This window comes from Leyella stercorea (genome assembly GCF_019052365.1).
Classification (GTDB): Bacteria; Bacteroidota; Bacteroidia; order Bacteroidales; family Bacteroidaceae; genus Prevotella.
Map to the genome: position 1 here is coordinate 1 of NZ_JAHQUY010000045.1, position 21032 is coordinate 21032.

Consider the following 21032-nt stretch of genomic DNA (forward strand, 5'->3'; position numbering starts at 1 on the left):
TTAAAGGATTTCTCTTTGCCGTACGACACAGAGAAATCCTAATGACCGATTTGGGTTTAATGTCTACTATTGGTCTTTTTACGAACAGCATAAACTGCTGATTGTTCGACAGATACGCTTCTTGCCATTATAAAAATCTACCTAAAGACTACCATACGGCTACCAAGCGCGCAGTTGCTCGGAAAAGCTTGATAATTTTGCACCCAGAAAAAGATTTTACCCAGATAAAAAGATTTTAGGACAACGATTTTCAGTAAGATTTGATTTTTCAAGATAAGTGCAATAAATATTAGTAACTATAACATAATCATGAAGTATTTAAAGTCATTGACAATTAAAATTTGTGTCATTGCAGCTGCCCTATTGTTGGCATCGCCTGCAGTGGCAGTAAACTCGAATGGGAGGGGAACTAAAGTAAAGACTGTATATCAGGATACAGACCCTTCAGCTACTAATTATCTTAAAAATCGTAGAGCCCTCGTAGGTCCGGGCTGCACCGTAAACAGCGTCGGTGACGGCGTGAAAGTGCTTAGTGGGATGAAAAACCTGCAAAACATCTGCAACGACAACTTGGACGACTATGCAGAGTTCATAGGTCTTGCTGACGCTGCTGTAGCAGGAGCACCGGTGTTGAGCGTGAAAGACAACCAACACTACTATGCCGGCGGCATGGAAGCAGGATTCACTATCTGTGCAAACTCAAAGAGTGGTTTGCTTTCGCTTGATCTGGCAAGCTTCTTTAAAATCCAGTTCCTCAAGGACGGAGAGAACGTTGGCGGACTTTGCGACATCGAAAATGCAAAGAATGTCACAGGTATCGGGTTGTCTTTGATTACGATTCCTGGTTCTGATCTCATAACGAAGTCGTTCATAGCGAAGGCTCCCGGCGACTTCGACGAAATCAAGCTTGTTCGTTTGGGCGTGGTTGCTGATGCCCTCGCTACATTCAATGTCAAGTATGCTTTCGTAGGTTCGGCTCGCGAATATACTATTACTAACAATAAAGAGAATGGTATATCGAAATATGCAACAGACTTTGGAAGAGGAGAAATCAAGTTGGAAACAAAAGAAACCAGTCCAAGTGGCGTAAAACCCATTGGTGGCGATAATGTTATCAATGAGGATTTGAAAGATTCATATGACTTAATTTATAATCTGCTTCTTGTAGCAACTCCTCGCCCTATCACAGTGGTAAGCAAGCCTTCGGACAATAAAGAAACTTTCCCTGCCGGCACGGAAGTGGGATTCAAATATAACAGCAAGTCTTTATTAAGTGTTGACGTTGCAGGTGCTGTTCTTATTACATTGTATGACAAGGATGGAAACAAGGTGGGTGGACCATATAATGTTTCCCTTTCTGTTTTGAAACTTGGACTTTTGGAGTTTAATGATGGAGTTGAAGCTGTTGTAAAGTCACCAGTGCCATTCTCGTCAGCAAAGATAGAATTGCAAGGTCTTAAGGTTCTCAAGTTAGGTGCGGAAACAGTCAACTACGCCTTTGTGCGCATGGCTCCCGATTTAGCTACCCACCACTGCCCTATCGAGGCAACAGCAAGCCACAACGTCTGCGGATGCGAGAACGAGTATCAGCTGCAGCACAGCGATAAGGTGAGCAACATCACATGGAGCATCGTTTCGCAGCCTGCCGACTCTAAAATCTCGCTCGACACACAGACCGGCATGGTGTCTAACATATACGTGCCGGGCGACTATACGTTCATGGCTACAGCAACAGCAGACGGTTGCACCGAGACAACAACAATACACTACGCACCCTACTATAACTCTGCCGACCACGGCGTAACGCTGCTCGTAAACAACAAGAACGAAGCGGACAAGTACGCTCTGAGCGACGAGAAGGGCGGCTCGCTGATTCAGATCTTCGGCGGCATGGAGAATGCAAACGCAATTCTCACACCTTCGCTGACCGACTTCGCCTCAACCAATCCTGGCATTGAAATCGTAAACAATACGGGCATCATCGGCGTAAAGTCGATAGACGGTTCTAATCTTGCAAAGAACGTCGCTACAGACCACGCAATGAAGGTGGGCTTCGTTGTTTCTTCTACAGCAACCGGACTCTCTGCTAAAGCTCTTGAACTGTACAACATACAGCTTCTGAAGAATGGCAATAAGGTATATGGCGACGCAACAACCCATTGGAACGGTATCTCGGCTGGTCTCATCGGTTCTGAAAAGACAGAGAAGGGACGTCTGAGCATCGACGTGCCGGCTGGCACCGACTTCGACGAAATCGTACTCTACAGTAGCGGAGTGCTCAGCGCAAACCTCGATAAGCTCAACGTCTACTATGCTTATGTGAGCGACGAGACAATGGAGAACACTGCAAACAACGCTCTCTATGGCGCAGAGGTTGTGTCTGTAGACAATACCGACGCCTCTATCGACCTCGCAAATACAAAGATTGTAAGTGTGGCTACAATAGGCAGCGGTTTGACTAACATGAGCAACCTCATCGACAACGACATGAACACATACATGACGTTCCCGCTCGGAGTGGATTTGAATGGTGCTGCCGTTATGGTGAACGTCGGCAAGATTGTAAACAAGCAGCAGAACAATGTAACGAGGGCTGCAGCAGAACAGAGCAAGCAGGGACAGAAGATTGTATTGGCAACCAACCAGCTCACACTCGGACTGGGCGTAGACCTTATAAAGGTGCTCAAGGTTACAACATATCTCGACGATAAACAGCAGGAGGAACTGACCGACTGGAAGGTGCTCGGCGCTGATGTAATAGGAACTGGAGGCAAAGGCTACGTTTCGCTCGTAACAACAAAGCCTTTCAATAAGCTGAAGATTGAGCAGGTAAATCCGGTAAAGGCAGCAAACACCTTGCAGATTGGCGGCATCGCTCTCACAAGCAACATCAACGAGGACGGCACATCAACCGACTGCCCTGAGGAGTTCCTCGTGCTCGATGAGGATGAAACACTCGACGACTCACGCAACCTCACCAAGGCAACAATGGTGTTCCACCGCACATTCACTACTGGCCAGTGGAACTCGCTCATTCTGCCGGTTGATATGAATGCAGAGCAGGTGAAGGCGGCATTCGGAGCAGATGCTAAGATTGCAAGATTCAACCGTCTGAAGGACAAGTGGATATACTTCGATACGCAGGCGGAGAATAATCTTCATATCGAAAAGAACGTGCCGTACATAATCAATACGACAAAGCAGCCGACAGCTGTAAACAGAACATATAATGTAGGCGGCGAGAATACGAAGCACATCAACGGTCTTGTATATACCGTGACCGGTATCGCATACGACGACCAGACTGCAAAGCTGCAGCAAGAGGATACAGAATACACAAACGGTATGACGCACTACGGTTCGTACGAGAACCCGACTGTCGTTCCTGCCGACTCATACATACTGCATCGCTCAGGAGACATGGTTCACACAGCTGTAGAGCATCCAAGCATAAAGAGCTACCGCACATGGCTGCGCGAGACTACTCCGTCGGGTGAGACTCTGCAGATGCGTGTTGAACAGAACGACGGTCCGTCTACCGGCATCAAGGTGATTGAGGAGACTGCAAAGAACGTAAACGCCGTATACAACGTAAGCGGCATGCGCATGAACAGCAGCAACACCGACAACCTGCCGAAGGGCGTCTACATCATCAACAACAAGAAAGTGGTTATCAAGTAAAAAAAACGATAATTATGAAGAAGAAATATATAGCTCCTTCCATCGAAATCATAAACATGGAGCCGACAAGCATCATGGAAGTGTCTGGTTGGACTCCTTCAGGAGACAAGAAGAACGATGGTTTCGGCGTGACAGAGGAGGACAAAGACAATCCGTTCAAAGACGACGAATTCTAAACAAGGCAATATACTAATATAATATTGCATATAAATCATTTTGGTAAAATCTAATAGAAAATCAAGTTGAAAAGGGAGGCCTGGGAAGGTCTCCCTTTTTTATTGTCATTAGAGAGCGTGTTTAGTTAGCTCTGCCGCATTCAAAATGACAAGATGGGAGGATAATTGGTGTGAAGGCTTACAGACGGCTACAGAGGCTGGGAGATAATTGTGAAGGCTGGGAGATGACTGCTCAGGCTGGTAGATGGCTGGTAGATAAAACTGCTATCTGCCAGCCGTCAACCCACTACCCCACAACGTGTTACACGCCTGCTGGGAGATATGGTAGATTTTTTTTGCTACAAAACAAAAACGGAGGCTCTTTCGAGTCTCCGTTTAAGTTGTCCTAGGCGGATTCGAACCACCACAATTTTTCCTTTATCAGGATTGCTCAAGTAATCTTGTAGCAATAAAAACAAAAAAGGAGGCGATAAAGCCTCCTTAAACGTTGTCCTAGGCGGATTCGAACCACCACAAACAGAACCAAAACCTGTTGTGCTACCATTACACCATAGGACAATGCGACTGCAAAGATACGCATTTTTGTAAAAACAGCCAAACGAATCGGCTGTTTTTTTACATATATGGGGTAGAGCGAACGAGTCGCCCTACCCCCCATTTTATATCGTTAACCGTTGTTTCGTAACGACTACTTCACTGTGATGAGGTAGTAGTTCTTCTTGCCGCGCTGCACGAGCAGATACTTGCCGTCGATGAGGTCTTCGGCAGTAACCACCTGGTCGAACGCTCCGAGTTTCTCCTTGTTGAGCGATACGCCGCCGCCCTGCACGAGCTTGCGCATCTCGCCCTTAGAGTTGAAGATCTTCACGTCGTCGCGTGTGAAGAGGTCTACAGCGGGCTGTCCGAGCTGATCTTTCGGCAGCTGGAAGTGGGGCACGCCCTCGAAGATAGAGAGCAGCGTAGCCTCGTCGAACTTCTGGAGAGTCTCCTTTGTACCCTTTCCGAAGAGGATGTTAGAAGCCTCCTGAGCGGTCTCGAGGTCCTCGCGAGAGTGAACCATTGTTGTCACCTCCTCAGCCAGACGCTTCTGCAGAACGCGGCGTCCCGGGTCTTCGTTGTGCTCGGCTATGAGCGCGTCGATGGTTTCCTTGTCGAGGTCGGTGAATATCTTGATGTACTTCTCAGCCTCGGCGTCGCTCACGTTGAGCCAGAACTGGTAGAAAGCATACGGAGTGGTGCGAGCCGGGTCGAGCCAGACGTTGCCGCTCTCGGTCTTGCCGAACTTCTTGCCGTCGCTCTTGGTGATGAGCGGGCATGTGAGGCAGTAACATTCTGCGTCGTTGCCGAGTGTGCGGTGGATAAGCTCTGTGCCGGTGGTCATGTTGCCCCACTGGTCGTTGCCGCCGAGCTGCAGGCGTACGCCGTACTTCTGGTACTGGTAGAGGAAGTCGTAGCCCTGGAGCAGCTGGTATGTGAACTCTGTGAACGAAAGACCGTCGCGAGCCTCGCCGTTGAGGCGCTTCTGCACGCTGTCCTTCGCCATCATGTAGTTGACGGTGATGTGCTTGCCTACTTCGCGAGCGAAGTCGAGGAAGGTGAAGTCCTTCATCCAGTCGTAGTTGTTGACGAGCTCAGCCTTGTTAGGCTCTGTGCCGTCGAAGTCGAGGAACTTAGACACCTGTTTCTTGATAGCCTCCTGGTTGTGGTAGAGGGTAGCAGCGTCGAGCAGGTTGCGCTCCTGGCTCTTGCCAGAGGGGTCGCCAATCATACCGGTAGCACCGCCTACGAGCAGGTAGGGCTTGTGGCCGCAGCGCTGCAGATGGCGCAGCATCATGATGCCACAGAGGTGACCGATGTGGAGAGAGTCGGCTGTAGGGTCGGTGCCCAGATACGCAGACACCATGTTGGCATTGAGATACTCCTCAGTGCCGGGCATAATCTGCGCGAGCATACCGCGCCAGCGCAGTTCTTCAACGAAATTCTTTGTCATTATTGCTGTTGTTTTTTTGATGATTGCTATTTTTAGCTTTTAAGGCTGCGTTTAAGCCGCCTTTTGGGGAGCGTTTAAGCCTTTCTAAGCCTCTTTAGGCCTCTCTAAGCCTTGGGGAGGACTATTTAGCCTTGGAGGACTTATTGCCGCTAACTAAGCCCTCCCCGACGGGGAGGGTTGGGAGGGGCTTTTTAGGGCACGGGGTCGTAGCCAGAGCCTCCCCACGGGTTGCAGCGCAGGATGCGCCAGATGGCGAGCGCCATGCCCTTGAAAAAGCCGTGTTTCTGCAGCGCCTGGCGAGCATACTCTGAGCATGTCGGCGTGAAGCGGCAGGAGGGCGGCGTGTAGGGCGTGATGCAGACCTGGTAGAAGCGTATGGGGAGTATGGCGAGCCATACCAGTGCGCGAGAGATGTAATGGGCGCAGCGCGAGAACAAACGTGAGATTTTCATTACTGTTCTGCGTTTTCGGCTTTTTCGACAGTGTCCTTGCCAATCTTCTCTGCTATGCGCTGCAGCAGGTTTGCTGTCTTGCGCTCCACTTCCTCGTAGCTGCGCAGGTTGTGGTCGGTCCAGATGAAGCAGAGCGAGAGCGTCTTGCGCTGTTCTACGGTCTGGAGGGTGTCGATGAGCACCTGCTTGTTGCGTCTGTAGGCTTCGCGTACGAGTCGCTTCACAAGGTTGCGCTTCACGGCGCGCTTGAAGAATCGCTTCGGCACACTCACCATCATCTGTGCGAGCGGTTCGTGTGCGTCGCCATCCTCGGTCATGAACACCACACGCAGCGGAAAGGCAGACATCGACTTTGCTCCGCCTCCTTTGAAGAGGCGGTCGATGAGCTTCTTGCTGTTTATGCGCTCACTCTTTGGGAGCTGTTGTGATGATGTCATAAGGTGGTGGTGTTATGGTGTTGTGGTGAGATGGTGTTGTGGTGAGATGGTGTGGTGTTGAGATGGTGAGATTTGTCTATACCAATAAAAGGTAATGTCAACATTACAACACCACAACACCTCAACATCTCATATCAACACCTCACCATCTCAACCTATTTATTATTCTCAAGATAGTAGCGCAAGGCGCTTGTCATCGACGGGTGTTCCTTTGTAGGAGCCTCGAGGTCGAGTCGGTATCCGGCGTCGGTTACTGCCTTGGCTGTAGCTGGTCCGAATGTGGCGATGCGCACGTCGTTCTGTTCGAAACTGGGGAAGTTCTTCGTGAACGCCTTGATGCCCGAAGGGCTGAAGAAGACGAGCATGTTGCAGTCGAACTTGGCTGCTTCTTCCTCGGTGAAGTCGTTGCTCACGGTGCGGTACATGACGCACTCGGTGTGGTTGAGTTTCTTCGAGTCGAGCAACTGCTTTACGTCGTCGTTGTGAACGCTGCTCATTGGCACGAGATATTTCTCGCCCTTGTGCTTCACCATTGTGGGGATGAGCGAGTCGAGCTTGCCGGTGTTGCCGAAGAACACCTTGCGCTTGCGATACTGCACATACTTCTGTATGTAGAGTGCGATTGTCTCTGTTACGCAGAAGTACTTCATGTCCTCGGGGATAGTGATTCGCATCTCCTTAGCGAGTTTGAAGTAGTTGTCGATAGCGTGGCGCGAGGTGAACACCACCGCTGTAAAATCGAGAAGACCTATCTTCTGCTGTCTGAATTCTTTGGGGCTGAGTCCTTCTACTTTGATGAACGGACGAAAGACGAGTTCCACGCCGAAGTCCTTTGCGATGTCGAAGTAAGGCGACTTTTCGCTTGACGGTTCAGGCTGTGATATCAGAATCTTCTTTATCATTTTTATATCTTGAAGCTTAAATATTTATCATTTTTCGGGGGTGTGGTCGCTTTTGTCTTAGAAATTCACTTTCAGACAGTTGGCAATCATTGTCAGCGAGCCTATCAGCGCCGCGAGAGGTGCGAGTTCAAGCGTGCAAAAGTACAAAAAATTTTGCAGAAAACCGCCTCTGTGCCTAAAAAAGATGATGTACGACTTGTAAAGGGAGAGCAACTTGAAGAGTGCTATCACGAGGAATGTGCAGACGAGCGTGGTCTGTACCGGCATCTTGAAGTAAGCCTGAAGCATCACCACGGGGAAGAGGCATACGCCCTCCATTCCGAGGAAGAAGAGGTTTGACTTCATCCAGAACTCGTTGTTGCGCTTGTTGAAGAACACCCATCCCACGAGCCAGTAGAACAGCGTCTTGAGCGTCATGTAGGCGAAGACGGTGAGCGAGAATATGGCTATCACCTGGTAGTGGTCGACGACGAACGTGTCGGCGACGTATAGCTGCGTGTAGAAGAAGTAGACCAGACCCAGCAGCAGACACGTCTGCAGCACGAGGAAGAACTGGAAGCGCAGTTCTTCGGATGTCTCGGTTACGGCGGTCATGTTCTCGCTTACGGGCGGTCGGAAGAACTCCTTGGCCTGTCGCAGTATGAAGCGTCGCGACTTGGTGTATGCTATGAGCGCTATGCAGAAGCAGAAGATGAGCAGCAGTGTGATGATGTTGTCGCGCGCTATGGTGTAGGGCACGGGGTCGCCAGCCACGCCGATTCGTCCTCCGAAGAGGTCGGGGTTGAAGAACGGCTTGCCGGTGAAGTACGACTCGCGATAGTATTGCGGCAGGTTGACGTCGCGCCACGAGTGTCCGCGTGTGTGTCCGGGTAGGTGCAGCGTGTCAGGCTGCTGACTCCATGTTATCTCCGACGGGCGTATGTGAGCCTGGATAGCGGAGTCCTGCTGTGCAGGCGTGGCGTCCTTGGGCAGCCATCTCAGCACTTCTGCCGGCGTGAGCTGGTGGTGCTGGGATACGGGCTTGGCGCCGACGGGCAGTCCGTCGGCGCCAAGAACTATCTCCTCTGTATGTATGGAGTCGGTTGTTATCATGTCAATATTATTTTTGTTGAGGTGTTGTTGTGGTGAGATGGTGAGATTTCTATGTTGAGGTGGTGTTGTGGTGAGATGGTGAGATTTGTCTATACCTATAAAAGGTAATGTCACCACCTCAACATCTCAACACAACACCATATCACCACACCACACTCAACATTCACCATTCTTTAGATTCCGAATTCCTTGCGGATATCGTCTACGCGGTCGAGTTTCTCCCATGTGAAGAGCTCCACCTCCATCTCCTTTGTCTCGTGATAGCGCGATGAGAAGGTCTTCTTCACTACCTCGTTCTTGCGGCCCATGTGTCCGTAGGCAGCTGTCTCGCGATAGATAGGCTGGCGCAGCTTGAGATCCTTCTCGATGGCCTTCGGACGGAGGTCGAAGAGCTTCTCAATCTTCTTTGCAATCTCGCCGTCGCTCATCTGCACGCGGCTGCGTCCGTATGTGTTGACGTAGATGTTCACCGGCTCAGCTACGCCGATAGCGTAGCTCACCTGCACGAGCATCTCGTCGGCAACGCCTGCCGCTACCATGTTCTTTGCGATGTGGCGTGCTGCGTATGCTGCCGAGCGGTCTACCTTCGAAGGGTCTTTGCCAGAGAAGGCTCCGCCGCCGTGTGCGCCCTTGCCGCCGTATGTGTCGACGATAATCTTACGACCGGTGAGACCGGTGTCGCCGTGGGGGCCTCCGATTACGAACTTGCCAGTCGGGTTGACGAAGTACTTGATGTCGTCGCCGAAGAGTGCGAGCACCTTCTCGCTGTGTATCTCTGCCTTGACGCGCGGCATGAGTATGTTGAGCACGTCGTCCTTGATCTTGGCGAGCATGCGCTCGTCGTCGGTGTCGAACTCGTCGTGCTGTGTAGACACTACGATGGTGTCGATGCGCTGCGGTATGCCTTCCTCCGAGTATTCAACGGTGACCTGGCTCTTAGAGTCGGGGCGCAGGTATGTCATCTGCTTGCCCTCCTTGCGTATGTCAGCGAGCACGCGCATGATGAGCTGTGCGAGGTCGAGCGTTACGGGCATGTAGTTCTCGGTCTCGTTGGTGGCGTAGCCGAACATCATTCCCTGGTCGCCGGCGCCCTGGTCCTCTTCCTTCTCGCGGCTCACACCACGGTCGATGTCGTCCGACTGCTCGTGGATGGCTGTGAGCACACCGCATGAGTTGCCGTCGAACTGATACTCCGACTTTGTGTAGCCAATCTGGTTGATGGTCTTGCGTGCGATGTTCTGCAGGTCGATGTAGACGTTAGAGCGCACCTCGCCCATGATTACTACCTGACCGGTTGTCACGAACGACTCGATGGCGCAGTGTGCGTTTTCGTCGTAAGCGAGGAACTGATCTACTAAAGCGTCTGAAATCTGGTCGGCCACTTTGTCTGGATGGCCTTCTGAAACTGATTCTGAAGAAAAAAGATAATTCATTTTTCCAATTTTTAAATTTAAATAAGTGGAAAAACACCAAATTACCGCTGTCTAACCGTCGTTATCCTTTTACGTTTCGCGTTCTTACATTCGCGGTTAGCGTTGCAGTTTTAGCATTTTTTTGTGTGGTTGCAAGCAGCCAAATTCTTCCACAGGGTTATACATGTTTTGTTATCGGGTGCAAAGGTACGGCTATTTTTCGAGAGAGCGAAATAAAAACGCATAAAGTATTAGGTTTTAACGCAAAATTACCCTTTTTCCCTTTTTCGGTATACTTATTACGGATAAGCGGCGAATGGCGTTGTGTATTATGAAAATTTGTAGTAACTTCGCATTGCGATATCAGCAAACTGAGACAGTTCAATAGGTATATATACACACACAGATTCATATATGAAATCAGACAAGAAGAAAGACGCGTTACTCTCGATGATACGTCAGGGCAAGCCTATGACGCTCGGCGAGCAGGCGCGACTCGTGATGTTTCTCGCCACGCCGGCTATTCTGGCGCAGCTCACGACGACGATGATGCAGTACATCGACGCGTCGATGGTGGGCAGCATGGGCGCGCAGGCGTCGGCTTCCATCGGACTGATGGAGACGACGATGTGGCTGCTGGGCAGCATCTGCTCGGCGGCGGCAGCCGGATTCTACGTTCAGGTGAGCCATCAGTTGGGCTCCAACGACCCTCGGCGGGCTCGCAACACGCTCAGACAGGGCATAATGTCGGTGCTCGTGGTGAGCGCGCTCATAGGCTTGGTGTCGCTGGCGGTGAGTCCGTTCCTGCCCGTGTGGCTGGGCGGCGGCAGCGACATCACGCCCACGGCTTCTGCCTACTTCGCCATCGTGGCTACGGCTCTGCCCATATTCCAGTTCTCGATATTCGGCGCCGGCATGCTTAGGAGTTCGGGCAATATGGTTGTGCCGAGCGTGATGAGCGTGGTGATGATGTCGCTCGACGTGGTGTTCAACTTCTTCCTCATCTTCCCCACCCGACCCATGCAACTGTTTGGCGCAGAAGTAACTATGCCGGGCATGGGTATGGGCGTAGTGGGTGCGGCGATAGGCACCGTGTCGGCTGAGCTGGTGGCTGCGGCGATCACGATGTACATACTCTGTTTCCGCTCGAAAGAGCTGTCGCTGCGCATCGACACGGGGCGCTTTCTGCCCACATGGGGCGTGGTGAAGCGCGCGCTGCACATCAGTCTGCCTATGGGATTGCAGCAGACCATCATGTGCTCGGCTTACGTGATGACGACCATTATCATTGCGCCGCTGGGCACGTTCGCCATCGCCGCCAACTCGTTCGGCGTAATCGTGGAGAGTCTCTGCTACATGCCGGGCTACGGCATAGCCGATGCTGCTACGACGCTCGTCGGACAGAGCATCGGAGCCGGCAGGCACGAACTGATGAAGCGCTTTGCGTGGCTGTCGGTGGGCTTGGGCGTGACGGTGATGGCTGTGATGGGCGTGGTGATGTACGTCGGAGCGCCCGTAGCAATGGCTATGATGACGCCGGCTGAGGAGGTGCGCCGTCTGGGCGTGGAGGTGCTGCGCATAGAAGCGTTCGCCGAGCCGATGTTCGCCGCTGCCATCGTGAGCTACGGCGTGTTCGTGGGCGCTGCAAAGACGCTCGTGCCGAGCATCATGAACCTCGTCTCGATATGGGGCGTGCGCATATCGCTCGCCGCTCTGCTGGCGCCGTCGATGGGACTGCGCGGCGTGTGGATAGCTATGTGCATCGAACTCTGCTTCAGAGGCTTTATATTCTTAGTGAAACTCAAATTCTGGAACATTCAAACTTCATGCAATCATTATGAAAAAGATCAGTAACAAGGTTTTCGGCGGAGAGCGTCCGCTCTTCGAAATACACAACGTGGAGCTCGACCACGTACGCATCACCTTCGGCGAATCGGGCGTAAAGGAGTGTAGCAACATCGTTTGCCGCAACTGCTACTTCGAGGGCAAGTACCCACTGTGGCACGTGAAGAAGTCGGATATACGCAACTGCTATTTCGCTCCGGGCTCGCGTTCGGCGATATGGTACTCGGACGATATGCACATGGAGGACTGCGTGATAAACGGTCCGAAGTTCTTCCGCGAGATGAAGAATCTGTCGCTGAAGAACGTAACCGTGAACGATGCCGACGAGACGTTCTGGGGCATCGACGGACTGAAGCTGGAGAACGTGGTGCTGCACGAGGGTACGTACCCGTTCATGCACTGCCGCAACGTGAAGGTGGACGGTCTGGTGTCGGACGCGAAGTACGTCTTCCAGTACTCGCGCGACATAGAGATTCGCAACGCGAAGATAGACACGAAGGACTCGTTCTGGGAGGTGGATAACGTGACGGTGTACGACTCGGAACTGAACGGAGAGTTCCTCGGATGGCACTCACGTGGACTGCGACTCGTCAACTGCCATATATCGGGCGAACAGCCGCTCTGCTACGCCAAGGACCTCGTGCTCGAGAACTGCACATTCGACGCCGAATGCGACCGCGCGTTCGAGTATTCTACCGTGCAGGCTGACATACGCGGACATATAAAGAGCATAAAGAACCCTGCGTCGGGACGCATCGTGGCTGACAGCTTCGGCGAGATAATACTCGACGAGAATATCAAGAAGCCTGCCGACTGCGAGATTCTGACGCGGGCTTAGCCACAAAACAGATTGTTTGTAGACCCAATAACAATGGTCTATAAACTAAACATCGTTTGTCTATAAACATAAAACAAAACCCGTAAGCTATGGAATACGACTTTTCAATACCCACCGACCGACGCGGCACCGACTCGTACAAATGGGATTCGGCGCCAGAGGCTGACATCATTCCGATGTGGGTGGCAGATATGGACTTCGAGACTTTCCCTGGCATCACCGAAGCCTTGCAGCGACGCGTGGCGCACGGCATATTCGGCTACACACGTGTGCCGGAGGCGTACTACGAGGCGGTGTGCCGATGGTTTGGTAAGCGTCACGGATGGCATATCAACCGCGAGGATATCATCTACACGTCGGGCGTGGTGCCGGCTGTGTCGGCGGTTATCAAGGCGCTCACGCTGCCCGGCGACCAGGTGATAGTGCAGGGACCGGTGTACAACTGCTTCTTCTCCTCAATACGCAACAACGGATGCGAGATGGTATCCAACTCGCTTATATATAATAAGGAGGAACTGCGCTACGAAATCGACTTCGACGACCTCGAACGCAAGCTCAAGCACGAACGCGCACGACTGATGCTGCTCTGCAACCCGCACAATCCGGGCGGACGCGTGTGGACGCGCGACGAACTGACACGCGTGGCGGAGCTTTGCCGCAAGTATGGCGTGCGCGTGGTGTCGGACGAGATACACTGCGAACTGACGCTCTACGACAACGAGTACGTGCCGTTCGGTTCGCTGCCCGACGAACTGAGCCGCGATTCGATAACCTGCTGCTCGCCGTCGAAGGCGTTCAACACCGCCGGACTGCAGATTGCGAACATCGTTTGCCGCGACGCTGAGGTGCGCAACCGCATCGACCGCGCCATAAACATCAACGAGGTGTGCGACGTGAACCCGTTCGGCGTGATTGCTCTGCAGGCTGCTTACAGCGACGAGGGCTACGAATGGCTAAAGCAACTACGCAAATACATCTCAGCCAACTACGACTTGCTGCTGGAACGCTTCGCTCGCGAACTGCCCAAGTGCAAGGTGATGCGCATGGAGGGCACGTATCTGGCGTGGATTGACTGCTCGGAACTGCATATCTCGTCGGACGAAATAGAGGAGATGCTCATGCACGAGAACAAAGTGTGGGTGAATGCGGGCAGCATGTACGGCGCTGAAGGCGCGGCGTTCATACGCATCAACATGGCTTGCACCAGCGAACTGCTCAACGAAGGCATAACGCGAATAGTGAACGGACTCGGCGCTTACTGATTTCTGCCAACTAAATAATAAAGAAAAACATACTCTATTATAAACAAAACATAATAGGGTATACAACAAAACAGTAGCGGAGGTCTCCGGCCTCCGCAGCAGTTGAAGAGAACACTTCTTTTCAGTTTGTGTCGTTGACTGCTGCGGAGGCCAGAGACCTCCGCTACTATTGTATAAGAAATAATTATCCTACCTGCGAACCCGGCTTAACGTTGCCATTCACGGTGGTTACGTTGAGCGTTCCGTCGAAGTTGACGGCAGAGAGAATCATACCCTGGCTCTCGATGCCCATCATCTTGCGCGGAGCGAAGTTGGCTACGAAGAGCACATCCTTGCCGATGAGCTGCTCAGGCTCGTAGTAAGCCGCGATGCCTGAAAGGATGGTGCGGTCTACGCCAGAGCCGTCGTCGATAGTGAACTGCAGGAGCTTCTTCGACTTCTTTACCTTCTGGCAGTCCTTGATATGACCAACACGGATGTCGAGTTTCTCGAAGGTGTCGAAGTCTACGTTCTCCTTAACAGGTGCAGCCACATAGTTGGCAGCCTCGTTAGCCTTCTTTGTGTCCTCCAGCTTCTTGAGCTGAGCCTCGATAGCCTCGTCCTCAATCTTCTCGAAGAGCAGCGCCGGTGTGCCGAGCTGATGACCCGGCTTGAGCAGCTCTGTAGAGCCGAGCTGAGCCCAGTCGGTGTCGGTAATGTTGAGCATCTCGCGCAGACGTGCCGAGCTGAACGGCAGGAACGGCTCGAAAGCAATCTCGAGGTTAGCCACGAGCTGCAGAGAGAGGTAAAGTATGGTCTTTACGCGCTCCATATCGGTCTTTGCTACGTGCCACGGCTCGCAGTCGGTGATATACTTGTTGCCGATGCGTGCGAGGTTCATAGCCTCCTTCTGTGCGTCGCGGAACTTGAATGTGTCGAGCAATGCCTCCACCTTCTGCTTCACGTCCTTGAACTCCTCGATAGCCTTGAGGTCTACCTCCTGAAGCTCGCCGCACTCGGGCACTACGCCGTTGAAATACTTCTTTGTGAGCTGCAGGGCGCGGTTGACGAAGTTGCCGTAAACAGCCACAAGCTCGTTGTTGTTGCGGTCCTGAAAGTCCTTCCATGTGAAGTTGTTGTCCTTTGTCTCAGGCGCATTTGCCGTGAGCACATAGCGCAGAACGTCCTGCTTGCCGGGGAAGTCGACGAGATACTCGTGGAGCCATACAGCCCAGTTGCGCGATGTAGAAATCTTGTCGTTCTCGAGGTTGAGGAACTCGTTAGAGGGCACGTTGTCGGGCAGGATATAATCGCCGTGAGCCTTCAGCATGGTCGGGAAGACGATGCAGTGGAAGACGATGTTGTCCTTGCCGATGAAGTGGATGAGGCGCGATGTGGGGTCCTGCCACCACTTCTGCCACGGTCCCCACTTCTCGGGATGTGCGTCGCAAAGCTCCTTGGTGTTAGAGATGTAGCCGATTGGCGCGTCGAACCATACGTAGAGCACCTTGCCTTCTACGCCCTCTACCGGTACTGGGATACCCCAGTCGAGGTCGCGTGTCATAGCGCGCGGCTGCAGATCCATGTCGAGCCACGACTTGCACTGTCCGTATACGTTCGGACGCCACTCCTTGTGGTCTTCCAGAATCCACTGCTTCAGCCAATCCTGCCACTTGTTGAGCGGCAAGTACCAGTTCTTTGTGGCTTTCTTCACGAGTCCGTGACCCGGGTTGTTCTTGTTTGTAGGGTTGATAAGCTCATCGGGTGAGAGTGTGGCGCCACACTTCTCGCACTGGTCGCCGTAAGCACCTTCAGCGCCACAGCGCGGACATGTGCCGACGATGTTGCGGTCGGTGAGGAACTCGCCAGTCACCTCGTCGCAGAACTGCTCTTCTGTCTTCTCTACGAGCTCGTGCTTGTCGTAGAGCGTGCGGAAGAAGTCGCTTGCGAACTTATGGTGAATCTTCGATGTAGTACGGCTGTAGATGTCGAACGAAATGCCGAAGTCTTCGAACGACTTCTTGATAAGGTTGTGATAGCGGTCTACCACCTCCTGAACCGTGATGCCTTCCTTGCGTGCGCGGATTGTTACGGGCACGCCGTGCTCGTCGCTACCGCCGATGAACATCACTTCCTGCTTCTTCAGGCGCAGATAGCGCACGTAGATGTCTGCAGGCACATACACGCCAGCCAAGTGGCCGATGTGTACTCCACCGTTGGCGTAGGGCAAAGCCGCTGTCACGGTAGTGCGTTTGAACTTGTTCTCTTCCATTATATTATGTTTTTATATTTTCGGATGCAAAGTTAGTGAAAATCGAAGCAATACACGATTTTGTTGATAATAAAATCTTCCAAGCTTGCTTGTTTTTATTGTTGAGATGCAGCCTAACTTATTTTATATTAACAAAAAGCTATCCAATTCTTTCCAATTTTGCAAGTATTGGAAAGAATTGGATAGCTTGTATTTAGATTAATTAACCATAAATATAACCAATAACCACTTATAACAATTTCAAAAAAAGCGTGGCACTCTGTATGAGCGCCACGCTTGTATATTAGTATATTAACTAATTGTCTGCTTATTTCACCTCTACGGCTTCGAGAGCTGCCTCCTCGTGCTTGATCTTGCGACCGAGTGTGAGGTAAGCCACCGGAGCAGCCATGAAGATAGAAGAGAGTGTACCGAAGATTACACCGAGCAACATTGCGAACGAGAAGCTGCGAGTGCTCTCACCGCCGAAGCAGAAGATACAGAGCAGCACGATGAGTGTTGAGAACGATGTATTGATAGTACGTGCGAGGGTCTCGTTCAGCGACTTGTTGAAGAGCTCCTGCAGATCCATCTTCTTGTGGAGTGTGAGGTTCTCGCGGATACGGTCGAACACAACCACCTTATCGTTGATAGAGTAACCGATAACGGTAAGGATAGCACCGATGAAGGTCTGGTCGATCTCGAGTGAGAACGGCACTACGTCCCAAAGGAGTGAGAAGAATCCGATAACGATTGTTGCGTCTACGGCGAGGGCTACTGTAGAGCCTACTGAGAACGCTACATTGCGGAAACGTACGAGGATGTAGAGGAAGATGGCTGCGAGGGCGAAGAGCACGCTGATGATAGCGCCGTGTGTGATGTCCTTAGCCACTGCCGGTCCTACCTTTGTAGACGATACGATTGAGCCACCTGCGCGTACGTCAGGGTTCTTGAATGCCTCAACGCTGCCCTGAGTTACGAGACCTGCGCCGTGGAGACCCTTGTAGAGGATGTCCTCTACCTCGTTGTCGATGGCGGGGTTGTTCGACTCAATCTTGTAGTTGGTAGAGATACGGATTGTCTTGCCGTCTGTACCGAGTGCGAGAGCGTTTACTGTTGCGCCCTTGAAGAGCGGTGTGAGGGCTGCCTTCACCTGCTCAGGCTCTGTCTGCTTCTCGAGCACCACTACGTAGTTGCGACCACCGGTGAAGTCGATACCCTTGCTCAAACCGCGTACGAAGAAGCTGCCGAGCATGATGAGGATTACGATGCCGAACACTGTGAACGATGTCTTGTATGACGACATGAACGCGAAGTTCTTGTTTGCCATGAAGTTGCGTGACACGCGTGTAGAGAAGTTCTGCTTTGTCCACTTGTCGTGCTTCAGACGGTTCTCGTAAACGAGGCGTGTGAGGAACACTGCGGTGAAGAACGAGCAGCAGATACCGATGATAAGTGTGGTAGCGAAGCCGCGGATTGGGCCTGTACCGAACACGTAGAGGATGATACCTGTGATGATTGATGTCAAGTTAGAGTCGAAGATGGCTGAGAAGGCGTTGCTGTAACCCAGCGAGAGTGCCTGCTTTGTGCCGAGACCCTTATTGAGTTCCTCCTTGGTGCGCTCGTAGATAAGCACGTTGGCGTCTACAGCCATACCGAGGGCGAGCACGATACCGGCGATACCTGGCATGGTGAGTGCTGCCTGGAACGATGCCATGATGCCCATGGTGAAGAAGAGGTTGAGGAGGAGGGCGCCGTTAGCTACCATACCCGGGATGAAGTCGTACATCACTACCATGTAGATCATCAGGATGATGAAGGCGAAGATGAACGAGATGAAGCCCTGCTGGATTGACTGTGCACCGAGTGTCGGACCTACTACTTCCTCCTGAACGATGTGTGCCGGAGCCGGCATACGACCAGACTTAAGAGTGTTAGCCAAGTCCTTTGTATCTTCGATTGTGAAGTTGCCAGAGATTGATGACTGACCACCAGAGATCTCGCCGTTTACGCGCGGAGCAGAGTATACTGTGCCGTCGAGCACGATGGCGATTGCCTTGCCTACGTTAGCCTTTGTGAGGGCTGCCCAGCGGCGTGCGCCGTCAGAGTTCATTGTCATTGATACCTCAGGCGAGCCTGTGAGGTTGTTGAACTGGTCCTTAGCGTCTGTCACTACGTCGCCCTCGATAGGAGCGCGTCCGTTGGTGGTTGTCACCTTGATGGCGTGGAGCTCGTAGATGTTCTTAGCCTGGATACCGTCAGCCGGCTTAGCGCTCCAGAGGAGGCGGCAGTCGGCAGGGAGAATCTGCTTGGCGAGAGCCGAGTAGATAATCTTGTTTACCTCTGCTGTGTCGCGTGCCGAAGCGTAGCCTACGAGGCTGAGCGCGCCGTTGCCCGAGGGCTGGAAGATAGAGAAGAGCGGGTTCTGCTTCTTAGCCTCAGCCATAGATGCTGCGTCGTCTGCCTTGGCGTTCTTCTTTGTCTTGAAAGCTGCCTTTGCCTGAGCCTTTGCTTCTGCCTTCTCGGCTGCTGCTACGGCTGCTGTGTCGTTAGCTGCCGAATCGGCTACTTCCTCCTTGGCGCCAGAGCGGTGGTTAGCCTCGCGCTGGTTGAGCTGTGAGAGGTAAGGGATGATTTCGTCTGAGTTGTATGTCTCCCAGAACTCAAGGTTTGCACTACCCTGGAGGAGCTTGCGCACGCGCTCCGGCTCGTTGATACCCGGCATTTCTACCATGATGCGGCCCTGCTGACCCTCGAGCTTCTGGATGTTAGGCTGTACGACGCCGAACTTGTCGATACGTGTACGCACTACGAGGAACGAGTTGTCGATGGCTGCCTGCACTTCTGTGCGGAGCACCTTCTCTACGTCCTTGTCAGAAGAGTTGGGCGAAACCTTGCCCTGGAGCTGCTGTGTAGCGAAGATCTCTGAGAGATGGCGTCCCGGAGCGTTCTTCTTGAAAGCGTTGATGAAGAGAGTGATGAAGTCGCTCTGCGACACCTCGTGCTCTGCGCGAGCCTCTTTCATCGACTTTACGAAAGCTGCGTCTACCTTGTGGTCGGCGAGGTTCTCGAGTACGTCGGGAACGCTCACTTCGAGGATGACGTTCATACCGCCTTTGAGGTCAAGACCGAGACCGATCTGTGTTTCGAGACACTTCTGATAAGAGTAGATGCCAAGATACTTCACGGAGTCCTTGTAGTCCTGCTGTGCTATAGGATCCTTTATCTTCGCAGCCTGGCTGTCATAGTATTTTGTGGCAGCCGAGAACGAGAGATAGAAGATACTTGCAAGCGTCAAAAGGACAGCTGTTACAATTACAATACCTTTGTTCTGCATTTTTTTGATTTATTTTTTTGTTATTATTATTTTTTCGCTGTGTATGTGTACAGATAGCGTGCAAAGTTACAGATTTTTTCAGTTAAACCGAAATTTATAGCTTTATTTCTTTGTTTTGCAAAGGTTTAAGGGTTTAATTAGGGGAAAATCGGGCGGTTTTTTAAAGATTTTTATAATATATAAGGTGAAAAAGGGCGCAAAAAGGGCGCACAAATATAAGACAAGTGGCTTCGACCAAAACTCTCAATTCTCAACTCTCAATTCTCAACTGAACCAACTCTCAATTCTCAGTTCGAGCAAGTTTGCAGACAATCGGATAATGATCTGACGCCTTTATCGTGTTGTCCACACGACACTCGTAGGGCGTCCAGTGCTCAGAGCACATGATGTTGTCGATGCGCACGTAGAAGCAGTTGTAATGATAGGAGATGCCCGGACCGTTAGCCGACGCTATGTAGCAGTCGGTGAGCTCGGAAGCCAGTCGGCGGTGAGCATAAGATATCGGCGAATCGTTGAAGTCGCCGGCGAGTATTATGCTCTGTCCCTTATGCTTCGCCACGTAGTCAGCCACAGCGTCAACCTGTGGCGCACGCTTCGCCGACGCCTCGCCCAGGATGCTCCACAGGCGGCGCGTTTCCTGTTTGCGTTCTTCGCCCTCCATGTCGCCCTTCAGCATCGACTTGAAGCGCGTACGGTCTTCGGGTGAGAGGCCCGTGGTCTGCAGATGCGCCACGACAACGAGCGTAGTGTCGCGCTCGCCCGTCTTCACCTTGTAAGCCATAGCGTTAAACGTCTCCTTGCCCGATATGCGCTCGTGCCCCACGATGGGCAGTTTGCTGTAGATGCGAATCAAGTCGCCGCCCTCCGGACCGTCCGACGCGTGCTGCTCGCTGTACTCGTAGTGAGCGTTCATAACAGAGTCTACCAGTTCGCGCACCCGACCGTAACAGTCGCCCTCCTGCATGCAGACGATGTCGGCGTCCTCGCGCACGAGATAGTCGAGAATCTCAGACGACTGAGTGAAGTCGGTCCATGTCTTGAAGCAATAGACGTTGTACGATATCACCTTCAGTGCCCCCTCCGGCGCCGACGACGGCACGTTAAGCGGCGTATACGTGCGCACCGGACCGAAACATACCACCAGTCCGCCCAGTGCTATCAGCGCCCCACGCTTGCAGAACACCAGCCAGAACACGAGGAACGCCATATTGAGCACGAGGAACACGGGGAAAAGCAGTCCGACGTTAGCCACGAGCGGATGAGCCACAGGGTCTACCCTATCGCTGTAGCCTACAGCCAACATAAAAAGCACCGTGACTACGTTGAACGCTGCCACGATGCGAAGTATTACAGATTTTATATTTTTCAATTTCAGTTC

At 52.2% G+C, this 21032-nt stretch carries 14 protein-coding genes and 1 tRNA gene; 5 read left to right on the forward strand and 10 right to left on the reverse strand.

Annotated features, from left to right (window positions below; translation table 11 throughout):
* The first annotated feature begins 309 nt into the window (after positions 1-309).
* Positions 310-3681: a hypothetical protein gene (locus tag KTQ90_RS08850; RefSeq protein WP_217318116.1), complete on the forward strand. Its 3372-nt coding sequence runs from the start codon at positions 310-312 to the stop codon at positions 3679-3681.
* Between the two features lie 14 nt (positions 3682-3695).
* Positions 3696-3857 (forward strand): hypothetical protein, encoded by a 162-nt coding sequence (locus KTQ90_RS08855; RefSeq protein ID WP_217318117.1) that lies wholly within the window; start codon positions 3696-3698, stop codon positions 3855-3857.
* A gap of 487 nt (positions 3858-4344) precedes the next feature.
* Here the strand turns inward: KTQ90_RS08855 and KTQ90_RS08860 are convergent.
* From KTQ90_RS08860 to metK, 7 genes are all read right to left on the reverse strand, one after another.
* Positions 4345-4415, reverse strand: a tRNA-Gln gene (locus tag KTQ90_RS08860).
* A gap of 130 nt (positions 4416-4545) precedes the next feature.
* Complete coding sequence (gene tyrS, locus KTQ90_RS08865; RefSeq protein WP_217318118.1) at positions 4546-5847, reverse strand: tyrosine--tRNA ligase; 1302 nt, start codon at positions 5845-5847, stop codon at positions 4546-4548.
* A 191-nt stretch (positions 5848-6038) separates the two neighbouring features.
* Positions 6039-6299: a membrane protein insertion efficiency factor YidD gene (yidD, locus tag KTQ90_RS08870; RefSeq protein ID WP_217318119.1), complete on the reverse strand. Its 261-nt coding sequence runs from the start codon at positions 6297-6299 to the stop codon at positions 6039-6041.
* Positions 6299-6736: a ribonuclease P protein component gene (locus KTQ90_RS08875; protein ID WP_217318120.1), complete on the reverse strand. Its 438-nt coding sequence runs from the start codon at positions 6734-6736 to the stop codon at positions 6299-6301. The genes yidD and KTQ90_RS08875 overlap by 1 nt, the downstream gene beginning before the upstream one ends.
* A gap of 155 nt (positions 6737-6891) precedes the next feature.
* Positions 6892-7638 (reverse strand): uroporphyrinogen-III synthase, encoded by a 747-nt coding sequence (locus KTQ90_RS08880; RefSeq protein WP_022157482.1) that lies wholly within the window; start codon positions 7636-7638, stop codon positions 6892-6894.
* A gap of 57 nt (positions 7639-7695) precedes the next feature.
* The gene (locus tag KTQ90_RS08885; RefSeq protein ID WP_217318121.1) at positions 7696-8730 is read right to left on the reverse strand and encodes a DUF4271 domain-containing protein; all 1035 of its coding nucleotides are present in this window, start codon (positions 8728-8730) and stop codon (positions 7696-7698) included.
* A gap of 173 nt (positions 8731-8903) precedes the next feature.
* Positions 8904-10163, reverse strand: a complete 1260-nt coding sequence (gene metK / locus KTQ90_RS08890) for a methionine adenosyltransferase (protein WP_217318122.1) — start codon at positions 10161-10163, stop codon at positions 8904-8906.
* Between the two features lie 393 nt (positions 10164-10556).
* On the opposite strand from metK, the gene KTQ90_RS08895 reads away from it, so the two are divergent.
* The 3 genes from KTQ90_RS08895 (at position 10557) to KTQ90_RS08905 (ending at position 14087) form a co-directional block, all read left to right on the forward strand.
* Positions 10557-11996 (forward strand): MATE family efflux transporter, encoded by a 1440-nt coding sequence (locus tag KTQ90_RS08895; RefSeq protein WP_217318123.1) that lies wholly within the window; start codon positions 10557-10559, stop codon positions 11994-11996.
* Positions 11980-12825 carry a DUF3737 family protein gene (locus KTQ90_RS08900; protein ID WP_217318124.1) on the forward strand — a complete coding sequence of 282 codons (846 nt, stop codon included), beginning with the start codon at positions 11980-11982 and terminating at the stop codon, positions 12823-12825. Before KTQ90_RS08895 ends, KTQ90_RS08900 begins: the two co-directional genes overlap by 17 nt.
* Before the next feature lie 89 nt (positions 12826-12914).
* Positions 12915-14087, forward strand: a complete 1173-nt coding sequence (locus tag KTQ90_RS08905) for a MalY/PatB family protein (RefSeq protein WP_217318125.1) — start codon at positions 12915-12917, stop codon at positions 14085-14087.
* Between the two features lie 184 nt (positions 14088-14271).
* Here KTQ90_RS08905 and metG read toward each other — a convergent pair whose 3' ends face one another.
* The 3 genes from metG to KTQ90_RS08920 all read right to left on the reverse strand — a co-directional run bounded on the left by metG (position 14272) and on the right by KTQ90_RS08920 (position 21023).
* A complete protein-coding gene (gene metG, locus KTQ90_RS08910) occupies positions 14272-16338 on the reverse strand; it encodes a methionine--tRNA ligase (protein WP_217318126.1) in 2067 nt (688 codons plus the stop codon).
* A 307-nt stretch (positions 16339-16645) separates the two neighbouring features.
* The gene (gene secDF, locus KTQ90_RS08915; protein ID WP_217318127.1) at positions 16646-19654 is read right to left on the reverse strand and encodes a protein translocase subunit SecDF; all 3009 of its coding nucleotides are present in this window, start codon (positions 19652-19654) and stop codon (positions 16646-16648) included.
* Between the two features lie 280 nt (positions 19655-19934).
* Positions 19935-21023 (reverse strand): endonuclease/exonuclease/phosphatase family protein, encoded by a 1089-nt coding sequence (locus tag KTQ90_RS08920; RefSeq protein ID WP_254359588.1) that lies wholly within the window; start codon positions 21021-21023, stop codon positions 19935-19937.
* Between the last annotated feature and the right edge of the window lie 9 nt (positions 21024-21032).

Coding starts and splice junctions, on each gene's coding strand:
- KTQ90_RS08855 (WP_217318117.1), top strand. CDS start 3,696: ATGAAGAAGAAATATATAGCTCCTTCCATCGAAATCATAAACATGGAG.
- metK (WP_217318122.1), bottom strand. CDS start 10,163: ATGAATTATCTTTTTTCTTCAGAATCAGTTTCAGAAGGCCATCCAGAC.
- KTQ90_RS08885 (WP_217318121.1), bottom strand. CDS start 8,730: ATGATAACAACCGACTCCATACATACAGAGGAGATAGTTCTTGGCGCC.
- KTQ90_RS08905 (WP_217318125.1), top strand. CDS start 12,915: ATGGAATACGACTTTTCAATACCCACCGACCGACGCGGCACCGACTCG.
- secDF (WP_217318127.1), bottom strand. CDS start 19,654: ATGCAGAACAAAGGTATTGTAATTGTAACAGCTGTCCTTTTGACGCTT.
- tyrS (WP_217318118.1), bottom strand. CDS start 5,847: ATGACAAAGAATTTCGTTGAAGAACTGCGCTGGCGCGGTATGCTCGCG.
- KTQ90_RS08900 (WP_217318124.1), top strand. CDS start 11,980: ATGAAAAAGATCAGTAACAAGGTTTTCGGCGGAGAGCGTCCGCTCTTC.
- yidD (WP_217318119.1), bottom strand. CDS start 6,299: ATGAAAATCTCACGTTTGTTCTCGCGCTGCGCCCATTACATCTCTCGC.
- KTQ90_RS08875 (WP_217318120.1), bottom strand. CDS start 6,736: ATGACATCATCACAACAGCTCCCAAAGAGTGAGCGCATAAACAGCAAG.
- KTQ90_RS08880 (WP_022157482.1), bottom strand. CDS start 7,638: ATGATAAAGAAGATTCTGATATCACAGCCTGAACCGTCAAGCGAAAAG.
- metG (WP_217318126.1), bottom strand. CDS start 16,338: ATGGAAGAGAACAAGTTCAAACGCACTACCGTGACAGCGGCTTTGCCC.
- KTQ90_RS08895 (WP_217318123.1), top strand. CDS start 10,557: ATGAAATCAGACAAGAAGAAAGACGCGTTACTCTCGATGATACGTCAG.
- KTQ90_RS08850 (WP_217318116.1), top strand. CDS start 310: ATGAAGTATTTAAAGTCATTGACAATTAAAATTTGTGTCATTGCAGCT.